This is a genomic window from Bacillus sp. DU-106 (assembly GCF_004799705.1).
In the GTDB taxonomy this organism is placed as follows: domain Bacteria; phylum Bacillota; class Bacilli; order Bacillales; family Bacillaceae_G; genus Bacillus_A; species Bacillus_A cereus.
This window is the reverse complement of sequence record NZ_CP026607.1, coordinates 4,425,985-4,437,564: the sequence shown is the minus strand read 5'-3', so window position 1 is coordinate 4,437,564 and position 11,580 is coordinate 4,425,985. Positions and strand designations below refer to the sequence as shown.

The following is an 11,580-nucleotide window of genomic DNA, read 5'->3' as shown; positions in this document are numbered from 1 at the left end:
AAGTGATAAAACGGGTGAAGGGGGACATGCTGCGTGCATATTCTTGTTGTTAGTGTAAATTATCGAACAGCCCCTGTAGAATTTCGTGAGAAACTCACATTTCAGGCAGCAGAACTAGAGCGAGCGATGACTACATTACAAAATCAAAAGAGCGTGTTAGAGAATGTCATTGTGTCAACTTGTAATCGCACTGAGATTTATGCTGTTGTCGATCAATTACACACGGGACGGTATTATATTAAGAAGTTTTTAGCTGATTGGTTTCAGCTTGAAATAGAAGAAGTCGCGCCATATTTAACTATTTTTGAACAAGATGGCGCAATAGATCATTTATTCCGCGTAACGTGCGGTTTAGATTCAATGGTAGTCGGAGAAACGCAGATTTTAGGTCAAATAAAAGATAGCTTTTTAGAAGCGCAACAAGTTAAAGCAACAGGCACAATTTTTAATGAATTGTTTAAGCAAGTCATTACATTAGCAAAACGTGCCCACTCAGAAACAACAATCGGGGAAAGTGCAATGTCTGTTAGTTATGCTGCTGTTGAGCTTGGAAAGAAAATATTTGGCGAGTTAACAGATTGTCATGTGCTTATTCTTGGTGCTGGTAAAATGGGCGAACTTGCACTACAAAACTTATATGGAAGTGGTGCTCGTAAAGTAACAGTTATGAATAGGACGCTTTCGAAAGCAGAAGTAATGGCTGAGAAATATATGGGACATGCAAAATCGTTAAGCGAATTACAATGTGCATTATTAGAAGCAGATATTTTAATTAGTTCAACTGGTGCATCTGAGTATGTCATTACGAAAGAGATGATGACAAAGGTGGAGAAAATGCGCTCTGGTCGTCCATTATTTATGGTTGACATTGCAGTGCCGCGTGATATTGATCCAGCGATTGATGAGCTAGAAGGTTCTTTCTTGTATGATATTGATGATTTACAAGGAGTAGTGGAGGCAAACCGTGCTGAGCGTTTGAAAGAGGCAGAGAAAATTCAATTTATGATTGAAGAGGAAATTGTTCTGTTTAAAACGTGGTTAAGTACACTTGGTGTTGTTCCATTAATATCAGCTCTTCGTGATAAGGCACTTGCAATCCAAAGTGAAACGATGGTAAGCCTAGAGCGAAAAATACCAAACCTTAGTGATCGTGAGAAAAAAGTTATTAGTAAGCATACGAAAAGTATTATTAATCAATTATTAAAAGACCCAATTTTAGTAGCGAAAGAAATAGCTGCTGAAGAGGGAGCGAGCGAAAAATTAGCGTTATTTGCAAAGATTTTTGATTTAGAAACGGAAGAAGTAGAGAGTCGTGCGGAAGAAGTAGAACATAAAAGAGTGTGGACACCATCCGTTCCATCTTTATAATTTGGAAGGATGATCGGATGAGTTTTTTAAATAACAGTATTATTTATCATATTGCAATTATTTTATATGCTTGTAGCATTAGTTTATATTTTATAGATTATTTCCAAAGTAACCGAAAGGCGAACCGATTTGCTTTTTGGTTACTTGCGATTGTATGGGTCCTGCAGTCTATTTTTATGTTGCTTAGAGCTACAGATTCAGAAACGAATCCTATTTTAACTTTATTATCAGGGATTTATTTTTATGTTTGGTTATTGATTACGATGTCGTTAGTTATTAATCGATTTATGAGAATTGACTTTTTAGTCTTTTTTACAAATGTTGTAGCATTTGGCGTAAGCGCTTTTTCTATTTTTACACCGCTCGGAAAGATGTCGCCAGTACTTGCGGAACAATTAGTTTCAGAACTTGTATACGTGCATGTCGGTATGGCAATTATTTCTTACGCAACGTTTACTGTATCGTTCATTTTTTCTATTATGTATTTATTGCAATATCGCCTATTAAAAAAGAAAAAATGGAATGCGAGATTAAGAAGGTTAGGGAATTTACCGAAGCTAGAATCTATGTCTTACGGATTAAATTTATTTTCTGTTCCATTTTTCTTACTAGCAATTTTATTAGGATGTATATGGGGATATACAAAATTGGATAATTTCCATTGGTATGATACGAAAGTAATCGGATCTTTTGTCGTTCTATTTGTGTATTGCACAGGTTTATATTTACGAGCGGCAGATGTGTTGCAAGGTAAGAAAATTGTACAGTGGAATATCGGATCGTTTCTCGTAATGCTAGTAAACATTTTTCTATTAAGCAGTTTGTCCAATTTCCACTTTTGGTATTTATAATGAGGAGAGAGAATTATGCGCAAAATTATTGTAGGGTCACGAAAGAGTAAACTAGCATTAACGCAAACAAACTGGTTTATTGATCAGTTAAAAGCCCTAGGTCTACCATATGAATTTGAAGTGAAAGAAATTGTCACAAAAGGTGATGTTATTTTAGATGTTACTCTTTCAAAAGTAGGCGGAAAAGGCTTGTTCGTTAAAGAAATTGAGCATGCGTTACTTACGAAAGAAATCGATATGGCTGTACATAGTATGAAAGATATGCCAGCCGTACTTCCAGAAGGTTTAATGATTGGCTGTACACCAAAGCGTGTTGACCCTCGTGATGCTTTTATCTCAAAAAATGGAGCATCGTTTAAAGAGTTAGCGGAAGGTGCTATTTTAGGTACGAGTAGTTTAAGACGTAGTGCACAGCTACTCGCTGCGAGACCAGATTTACAAGTGAAGTGGATTCGCGGGAATATCGATACACGTTTACGTAAATTAAAAGAAGAAGATTACGATGCGATTATTTTAGCGACAGCTGGATTACAAAGAATGGGCTGGGATAATGATGTTATTACAGAACATTTAGATGATACGTTATGTGTACCTGCTGTAGGACAAGGTGCATTAGCGATTGAGTGTCGTGAGGATGATAAGGATTTATTGCAGTTGTTAGCGCATATTAATGATACGATAACAGAAAGAACAGTGGCAGCGGAGCGAGTATTTCTTCATAAACTTGAAGGTGGATGCCAAGTTCCAATTGCTGGATATGCAACCCTTACAGAAAACGATGCAATCGAATTAACAGCTCTTGTCGGCTCTATGGATGGCTCTGTTTTATTAAAAGAGACAGTAGTGGGTACTAACCCTGAGGAAGTAGGGTTAGAGGCCGCGGACCGTTTAATTAAACAAGGCGCCAAAGAACTCATTCTTGCTGCAAATAAGGAGCAACAATAAATATGAACGCTCTCGCTGGAAAAACGGTATTGATTACACGTGCCCAGCATCAAGCGAAACAAATGAGTGTAGCAGTGAAAGAAAAGAGCGGAATTCCATTGGAAATTCCGCTTTTGCGTATGGAAGGTATGTCTCATAGGCAAATTCAACATATTGAAGAGCAGCTACATTCATACGACTGGGTTATTTTTACGAGCAGAAATGGTGTAGCTTTTTTTCTAGATAGTTTAAAAAAGAAACTACCGCTAACCATTAGAATCGCTGCGGTAGGTGTGAAAACAAAATTAGAGTTAGAAAAAAGGGGCTATCAAGTTCATTTTGTTCCGACTTCATTTGTTGCAGAAGCATTTGCAGAAGAGTTTCTAAAAGAATTAAGTGGAAACGAACGTATTTTATTTCCGAAAGGGAATTTAGCAAGAGAGGTAATTCCGGTTGCACTTCGGGAAATTGGTGTTTCTCTAGATGAGCTAATCGTATACGGTACGAAAGTGAATATAGAAAAAAAGCAAGAACTTATAGCAGCATTGAAGTTAGGGAAAGTAGACATTATTACATTTACGAGCCCTTCAACTGTTACTAGTTTTGTTCGTTTACTTGAGGGTACAAACTGGAGAGAATGGACAAAAAAATGTACAATTGCTTGTATAGGACCTATTACGGAAAAAGAGGCAAGTCTTTATTTTTCGTCTGTTATTGTGCCGAAAGAGTACACTGTAGAAGCATTACTACAATATGTTTGTGAATCTATAAAATGAAAGAATGGGGATAGAAATCTATGAACTCTTTACAATTTAATCGTCATCGTCGTTTAAGACAAAGCGGGGGCATGCGTGCACTTGTGCGTGAAACGTTTTTACATACGGAAGATTTTATTTACCCTATTTTTGTATTAGAAGGTGAAAATGTTCGTAATGAAGTTCCTTCTATGCCGGGCGTATATCAAATGTCTTTAGATTTATTGCAAGCTGAAATGCAAGAAGTTGTTGATTTAGGTATTCTTTCTGTTATTGTATTTGGTTTACCTGCTGAAAAGGATGAAGTTGGATCATCAGCATACTGTGATCATGGAATTGTACAACGTGCTATTCAGCAAATTAAAGGTGATTTCCCTGAGCTAGTAGTAGTTGCAGATACATGTTTATGTCAATTTACAAGCCATGGTCATTGCGGTGTAATTGAAGATGGGATTATTTTAAATGACGAGTCTCTTGCAGTTCTTGCGAAAACAGCTGTAAGTCAAGCGAAAGCAGGAGCGGATATTATTGCGCCATCAAACATGATGGACGGCTTCGTAACAGCAATTCGTCATGCATTAGACGAAAATGGTTTTGGACACGTGCCAGTTATGTCGTACGCTGTGAAATATTCATCAGCATTTTATGGACCATTCCGTGATGCTGCGCACGGTGCACCGCAATTTGGTGACCGTAAAACATATCAAATGGATCCGGCAAACCGTATGGAAGCATTCCGTGAAGCAGAATCAGATGTAATGGAAGGTGCAGATTTCTTAATCGTAAAACCAGCTCTTTCTTACTTAGATATCGTTCGTGATGTGAAAAATAACTTTAATTTACCAGTTGTCGCTTATAATGTAAGTGGTGAATATTCGATGATTAAAGCGGCAGCGCAAAATGGTTGGATTAATGAAAAAGAAGTTGTTCTTGAAAAATTAATTAGTATGAAACGTGCAGGGGCAGATTTAATTATTACGTATCATGCAAAAGATGCAGCAAGATGGTTACAAGAAGGAGGCGCTAAATAATGAAAAAGTTTGATAAGTCAATTGCAGCGTTTGAAGAGGCGCAAGACTTAATGCCTGGTGGCGTAAATAGCCCGGTTCGTGCCTTTAAGTCTGTTGGGATGAATCCGTTGTTTATGGAGCGTGGAAAAGGCTCTAAAGTATATGATATCGATGGGAATGAATACATCGACTACGTATTATCATGGGGTCCTTTAATTCATGGTCATGCAAATGATCGTGTTGTAGAAGCGTTAAAATCTGTTGCTGAAAGAGGTACAAGCTTCGGTGCACCAACAGAAATTGAAAATAAATTGGCAAAACTTGTTATTGAGCGCGTGCCATCAATTGAGATTGTGCGTATGGTTAACTCTGGAACGGAAGCAACAATGAGTGCACTACGCTTAGCTCGTGGTTATACAGGTCGTAATAAAATCTTGAAATTTATTGGTTGTTACCACGGTCATGGTGATTCGTTATTAATTAAAGCTGGTTCTGGTGTGGCGACTTTAGGTTTACCAGATAGTCCTGGTGTACCAGAAGGTGTAGCGAAAAATACGATTACAGTAGCTTATAACGATTTAGAAAGCGTAAAATACGCGTTTGAACAATTCGGTGATGATATTGCTTGTGTAATTGTAGAACCAGTAGCAGGAAATATGGGGGTTGTTCCTCCGCAGCCTGGATTTTTAGAAGGTCTTCGTGAAGTAACAGAACAAAACGGTGCATTGCTTATTTTTGATGAAGTAATGACAGGGTTCCGAGTAGCTTATAATTGTGGCCAAGGTTATTATGGCGTAACGCCTGATTTAACATGCCTAGGTAAAGTAATCGGTGGTGGTTTACCGGTAGGAGCATACGGTGGTAAAGCAGAAATTATGCGCCAAGTTGCGCCAAGCGGACCGATTTACCAAGCTGGTACTTTATCAGGTAATCCACTTGCAATGGCGGCAGGTTATGAAACGTTAGTACAGTTAACGCCAGAATCATATGTAGAATTTGAGCGTAAAGCTGAAATGTTAGAAGCTGGATTACGTAAAGCAGCTGAAAAACATGGCATTCCGCATCATATTAACCGTGCAGGCTCTATGATTGGTATTTTCTTTACAGATGAACCCGTTATTAATTACGATGCAGCAAAATCTTCAAACTTAGAATTCTTTGCGGCTTACTATCGTGAAATGGTAGAACAAGGTGTATTCTTACCACCATCTCAATTCGAAGGTTTATTCTTATCGACAGCACATAGTGATGCAGATATTGAAGCGACGATTGCAGCAGCTGAAATTGCAATGTCAAAATTAAAAGCGTAGTGTATTAGAGAAAATCGCTCTCCATAAGGGGAGCGATTTTTTTTATTCATAAAGTAAGCTTCCCACACATAAATCTGTAATGACATATAGTTTGGGAGGGGGAAAAGAAGTGGCTACAGATCATTCATTACGATTTTCATTAAAAGAATCTGTGTGGTTCCAAAAAGGACAGGAAGTCGAAGAACTTTTGTCAATTTCGTTAGATCCAGACGTTGAGATAGAAGAGCTTGATCATGAAGTAATCGTGAGAGGACAATTAGATTTAACGGGAGAGTATGTTGCACGAAAAGATGATTCCGCGTATTCATTAAGAGAACTATCGCCAGCAAAGTCAATTGATTATGTAGAAACAAGAGAAGATGGGGTTAATGAACTTGTTCATTCCTTTCCACTTGAAATATCAATTCCGAGAAATCGAGTGAAAGTAATTGAAGAGCTATATGTATCAATCGAGGAATTTGATTATGAATTAAAGGAAAATGGTTGCTTACAATTATTAGCGGATATATCTATTACCGGTTTGTGTGATGAAGAGAGAAGCGAGGATGAAGTTGAAGAGGAAGAAACGGTGTATGCTGAGTTAGAAGAAGATTCAGCGCAAGAGGATGAAAATAGACCGGCGCCGCATGTAGAAGAACCAGCATATAAGGAATCAGATGAGTGGGAAGATTACGCATTTGAACCGTTCCAATTAGAGGAAAGAAAAGAGCAGGAATTAGAAGAAGAGAAAATAGAAGAACATGAATTTGTGGAACGTGAAGAGGAGCAAGAAACAACGCCGCAATTTGAACTGTTCGGACGAAAAGATTTCAAGAAAGAAAAAGCGAAAAAGCAGGAAGAACAAGAAGAAGAGTACTCACAGCGAGATGAAAATGCGCTTTATTTAACAAAACTATTTACGAAAGAACCGGAAGAAGAATTTACAAAGTTAAGAATGTATTTCGTGCAAGAAGGGGATACAATTGAATCTATTGCAGACCGTTATGAAACGTCTGTACAAAATTTATACCGTGTCAATCAAACAGAAGATATATTTTTAAATACGGGGCAAATTATTTATATTCCCGTTTCAAGGGTAAAGGCGAAATAAGGAAGTGAGTGTTTTCACTCACTTCCTTTCTTAGAGGCTATGTTTTGAATAGAAAGGGTTATTCGTATGGATATTGAGTTGCGAAATCACTATGAACCTATCGTGAGGCAATATAGATTGGATACGCAGCATATGGAAGAGCACGGAAATGTAATGAAAATTTATACGAATCAAGGTCCATATGCACTCAAGAAAATAGAAGGCAGAAAGTTAGAGCGGAATAACTTTCTGCATCATATTCAATATTTGAAGGAGAAAGGTTTTTCAAATTATGTACCTATATATCATGCGACGGATGGAAGTTATATTTTAAGTGACGGGACGTATAATTATTATTTAATGCCTTGGTTAGAACGTGCAGAAGGAAACGGTGAGGACAATGATCAATACCATAAAATGTTTCAGACACTTGGAACGTTGCATCAAAAAACTGTGAAGGAAGAAACGTATACGGAAGAAGATTTAGAAAAACATTATACAAGTATATCCGATCGTTGGGAAAATGATGGTGAGATGTTAGAAGAGTTTCTCGTAGAATCTGAATCAAAATGGTATATGTCCCCGTTTGAATTGCAATATTGTACGTACTATCATCATGTAATGAGAGCGCGTGAATTTGCAACGAAGCAATTAAATGAGTGGAACGATGCGATGAAAGAAAAGGAGAAAACGCGTATTACTTTTGTGCATGGTAATGTGTCACTGAATCATTTTTTATTTGACTATGAACGGAATGGCTATTTTATTAGTTTAGAAAAATCGAAGTTTGCAACGCCTGTGCAAGATATAGTAGGTTTTTATTCACGGTCTTTAAACACATATCCAATCGCAAGAAGTGATCGGTTTGAATGGTTTCAAATGTATCAAAAAAATTTCCCTTTTACGAAAGAAGAGCAACTACTTATGTTTGCGTATATGACGTATCCATCGCAATTTATTCGGCAAATCCAGTCTTATAAGAAAAGAAGAGATAATCGTAACGAGGAAAATGAACTGCGCGGAGTAAAGAGTTTGCAACAATCGCATTGGCTCGTTAGCAATATAGAATATTTCCTGTCACAATTACAAGCTGCCCAGCAAGGGAACGGATAAAGTAAACATTCCCCGCTGATGATTAGCCTTCACTAATTGGGCGTTTACGGGCACCAGGGCTCCCATCTAACTTCTTTGCTTCAGCTGAGTTTTGAGGTGGAGGTCTTACTGCCCACAAATAGCGGGGTAAAGAAGATAAGTAGAGGATTCTACTTATCTTCTTTTTGGCACCAAAAGCTGTAGTTTTAAATTTATCTTGACGAATAAGGTTTCGTTTTTTACACTATTGTATATAATAATTAACAATCATATAAATGCCTTGAAGGGGAAGAGTATAACATGAAACGTCTTCAGAGAGGAGAATCATTAGCTGGGAGATTCTCTAGATAGTTATGTTAGAAGGTAGCCCTGGAGCATCTTTTCTGAACGGAATAGTTCTTATTAGGAAAAGACGGATTTGTCCGTTATCAAATTAAGAGTATAAGCAAATTATGAATTTGTTTGTAAATAAAGGTGGTACCGCGATGTTCCTCGTCCTTTTTGGATGAGGGACATTTTTTATTTTAAGGAGGGAAAATAATGTCAAACACGGAAAAGAATTTACCAACTAAATATGATCATATGTCCGTTGAAGAAGGCCTTTATCAATGGTGGCTTGAAGGCAAATATTTTGAAGCAACAGGAGACGAGAAGAAACAACCGTATACAATTGTAATTCCACCTCCGAACGTAACTGGTAAGTTACACTTAGGTCATGCTTGGGATACAACTCTTCAAGATATTTTAACTCGTACGAAGCGTATGCAAGGATACGATGTACTATGGCTTCCAGGAATGGACCATGCTGGTATCGCAACACAAGCGAAAGTAGAAGGAAAACTTCGTGAAGAAGGTATTTCACGTTACGATCTTGGCCGTGAAAAATTCCTTGAAAAAGCTTGGGAGTGGAAAGAAGAGTACGCTTCTCACATTCGTCAACAATGGGGGAAAGTTGGTTTAGGACTAGACTATTCTCGTGAACGCTTCACATTAGACAAAGGTTTATCAGATGCGGTTAATAAAGTATTCGTTCAATTATACGAAAAAGGCTTAATTTACCGTGGTGAATATATCATCAACTGGGATCCAGCAACACGTACAGCTCTTTCTGATATTGAAGTAATTCATAAAGAAGTTCAAGGTGCATTCTACCATATGAACTATCCGTTAACAGATGGTTCTGGTCACATTCGTCTTGCTACTACTCGTCCAGAAACGATGCTTGGTGATACAGCAGTAGCAGTTCATCCAGAAGACGATCGTTACAAACATTTAATCGGAAAAACAGTTACACTTCCAATCGTAGGCCGTGAGATTCCGATTATTGCTGATGAGTACGTAGAAAAAGATTTCGGCACGGGCGTTGTAAAAATTACACCAGCTCATGACCCGAATGACTTTGAAGTAGGTAACCGTCATGACTTACCACGCATCTTAGTAATGAACGAAGATGGATCGATGAACGAAAAAGCTGGTAAGTATAACGGTATGGATCGTTTCGAATGCCGTAAAGAATTAGTAAAAGACTTACAAGAAGCTGGCGTATTAGTAGAAATCGAGCCACATATGCATTCAGTAGGTCATAGTGAGCGTAGCGGTGCGGTTGTTGAGCCTTATTTATCAACACAGTGGTTCGTAAAAATGGCTCCACTTGCTGAAAAAGCAGTAGCGCTTCAACAAAAAGAAGAAGAAAAAGTAACGTTCGTACCAGAGCGTTTTGAAAACACATATTTACGTTGGATGGAAAATATTCATGACTGGTGTATTTCTCGTCAATTATGGTGGGGACACCGTATTCCAGCTTGGTACCATAAAGAAACTGGTGAAGTATACGTAGGTACAGAAGCACCAGCAGATATTGAAAACTGGAATCAAGATAACGATGTACTTGATACATGGTTCAGTTCAGCATTATGGCCATTCTCCACACTTGGTTGGCCAAATGAAGATTCAGCAGACTTCAAACGTTACTATTCAACAGATGCACTAGTAACGGGTTATGATATTATCTTCTTCTGGGTATCTCGTATGATTTTCCAAGGTTTAGAGTTTACAGGCGAGCGTCCATTTAAAGATGTATTAATTCACGGTTTAGTTCGTGACGAGCAAGGTCGTAAAATGAGTAAATCTCTTGGTAACGGTATTGATCCAATGGATGTTATCGAGAAGTACGGTGCAGATGCGATGCGTTTCTTCTTATCAACAGGAAGTGCACCAGGTCAAGATTTACGTTTCAGCATGGAAAAAGTAGAATCTACTTGGAACTTCATTAATAAAATTTGGAACGCATCACGTTTCGTATTAATGAACATGGATGATATGAAGTATGAAGAAATCGATTTAACTGGCGAAAAATCAGTTGCGGATAAGTGGATCTTAACTCGCTTAAACGAAACAATCGAAAGCGTAACACGTAACATGGATAAATATGAGTTCGGTGAAGCTGGTCGTTCATTATACAACTTCATTTGGGACGATTTCTGTGATTGGTATATTGAAATGGCGAAACTTCCACTATACGGTGAAGATGAAGCAGCTAAGAAAACAACTCGTTCTATTTTAGCTTACGTATTAGATCAAACAATGCGTCTATTACACCCATTCATGCCATTCGTAACAGAGAAAATTTGGCAACATTTACCGCATGAAGGCGAGTCTATTACAGTAGCTGCGTGGCCAACAGTTCGCGAAGATTTACAAGATACGGAGGCTGCGGCAGAAATGCACCTTCTAGTTGATATCATTCGCTCTGTTCGTAACATCCGTGCAGAAGTAAATACGCCAATGAGCAAAAAAGTTCAAATGCAAATTAAAGCAAAAGATGAGGCTGTACTTGCTCAACTTACGAAAAACAGCTCTTACATTGAGCGTTTCTGTAACCCAAGCGAATTAACAATTCAAACAGACTTACAAGCGCCAGAAAAGGCAATGACTGCAATCGTATCAGGTGCAGAGTTATTCTTACCGTTAGCTGATCTTATCAATCTTGATGAAGAGAGAGCTCGTCTTGAGAAAGAACTTGAGAAGTTCGATAAAGAAGTAGAACGTGTACAGAAGAAACTTTCTAACCAAGGTTTCGTAGCGAAAGCTCCTGCAGCGGTTATTGAAGGAGAGCGTGCGAAAGAGCAAGATTACCTAGAAAAACGCGAAGCAGTTCGTCAACGTCTAGCAGATCTTGAAAAGTAAAAATGTTTTTAGAGA

General features: G+C 38.1%; 9 protein-coding genes and 1 other annotated feature. All 9 genes read left to right on the top strand.

The genetic code is table 11. From position 1 onward, the window contains the following. Positions 1 to 33 precede the first annotated feature (33 nt). The 9 genes from hemA (at position 34) to C3Y97_RS22520 (ending at position 11,565) form a co-directional block, all read left to right on the top strand. Positions 34 to 1,368, top strand: coding sequence for a glutamyl-tRNA reductase (gene hemA / locus C3Y97_RS22560; protein ID WP_000547868.1), 1,335 nt, complete (start codon positions 34 to 36; stop codon positions 1,366 to 1,368). Positions 1,369 to 1,385: 17 nt separating this feature from the next. Beyond that, positions 1,386 to 2,219: a cytochrome c biogenesis protein gene (locus C3Y97_RS22555; protein ID WP_000008991.1), complete on the top strand. Its 834-nt coding sequence runs from the start codon at positions 1,386 to 1,388 to the stop codon at positions 2,217 to 2,219. A 15-nt stretch (positions 2,220 to 2,234) separates the two neighbouring features. Then, complete coding sequence (hemC, locus tag C3Y97_RS22550; protein WP_001226407.1) at positions 2,235 to 3,164, top strand: hydroxymethylbilane synthase; 930 nt, start codon at positions 2,235 to 2,237, stop codon at positions 3,162 to 3,164. Positions 3,165 to 3,166: 2 nt separating this feature from the next. Continuing rightward, the gene (gene hemD, locus C3Y97_RS22545) at positions 3,167 to 3,919 is read left to right on the top strand and encodes a uroporphyrinogen-III synthase (protein ID WP_071740488.1); all 753 of its coding nucleotides are present in this window, start codon (positions 3,167 to 3,169) and stop codon (positions 3,917 to 3,919) included. Positions 3,920 to 3,939: 20 nt separating this feature from the next. Further along, positions 3,940 to 4,929: a porphobilinogen synthase gene (gene hemB, locus C3Y97_RS22540; protein WP_136363654.1), complete on the top strand. Its 990-nt coding sequence runs from the start codon at positions 3,940 to 3,942 to the stop codon at positions 4,927 to 4,929. Further along, positions 4,929 to 6,218: a glutamate-1-semialdehyde 2,1-aminomutase gene (hemL, locus tag C3Y97_RS22535; protein WP_000712943.1), complete on the top strand. Its 1,290-nt coding sequence runs from the start codon at positions 4,929 to 4,931 to the stop codon at positions 6,216 to 6,218. Before hemB ends, hemL begins: the two co-directional genes overlap by 1 nt. Before the next feature lie 79 nt (positions 6,219 to 6,297). Next, on the top strand, positions 6,298 to 7,308 hold the full coding sequence (gene spoVID / locus C3Y97_RS22530; RefSeq protein ID WP_002024850.1) for a stage VI sporulation protein D: 1,011 nt from the start codon (positions 6,298 to 6,300) through the stop codon (positions 7,306 to 7,308). A 66-nt stretch (positions 7,309 to 7,374) separates the two neighbouring features. After that, entirely contained in the window at positions 7,375 to 8,400 is a 1,026-nt protein-coding gene (ysxE, locus tag C3Y97_RS22525; RefSeq protein ID WP_000350658.1) for a spore coat protein YsxE, read from the top strand. Positions 8,401 to 8,650: 250 nt separating this feature from the next. Continuing rightward, positions 8,651 to 8,882 (top strand) — a binding site (T-box leader). Between the two features lie 37 nt (positions 8,883 to 8,919). Further along, entirely contained in the window at positions 8,920 to 11,565 is a 2,646-nt protein-coding gene (locus tag C3Y97_RS22520; protein ID WP_000072244.1) for a valine--tRNA ligase, read from the top strand. Positions 11,566 to 11,580: the final 15 nt, after the last annotated feature.

Excerpts from the sequence above, each read along its gene's own strand:
- hemD (WP_071740488.1), top strand. The coding sequence starts at position 3,167 with ATGAACGCTCTCGCTGGAAAAACGGTATTGATTACACGTGCCCAGCAT.
- ysxE (WP_000350658.1), top strand. The coding sequence starts at position 7,375 with ATGGATATTGAGTTGCGAAATCACTATGAACCTATCGTGAGGCAATAT.
- hemL (WP_000712943.1), top strand. The coding sequence starts at position 4,929 with ATGAAAAAGTTTGATAAGTCAATTGCAGCGTTTGAAGAGGCGCAAGAC.
- spoVID (WP_002024850.1), top strand. The coding sequence starts at position 6,298 with ATGACATATAGTTTGGGAGGGGGAAAAGAAGTGGCTACAGATCATTCA.
- C3Y97_RS22520 (WP_000072244.1), top strand. The coding sequence starts at position 8,920 with ATGTCAAACACGGAAAAGAATTTACCAACTAAATATGATCATATGTCC.
- hemC (WP_001226407.1), top strand. The coding sequence starts at position 2,235 with ATGCGCAAAATTATTGTAGGGTCACGAAAGAGTAAACTAGCATTAACG.
- C3Y97_RS22555 (WP_000008991.1), top strand. The coding sequence starts at position 1,386 with ATGAGTTTTTTAAATAACAGTATTATTTATCATATTGCAATTATTTTA.
- hemB (WP_136363654.1), top strand. The coding sequence starts at position 3,940 with ATGAACTCTTTACAATTTAATCGTCATCGTCGTTTAAGACAAAGCGGG.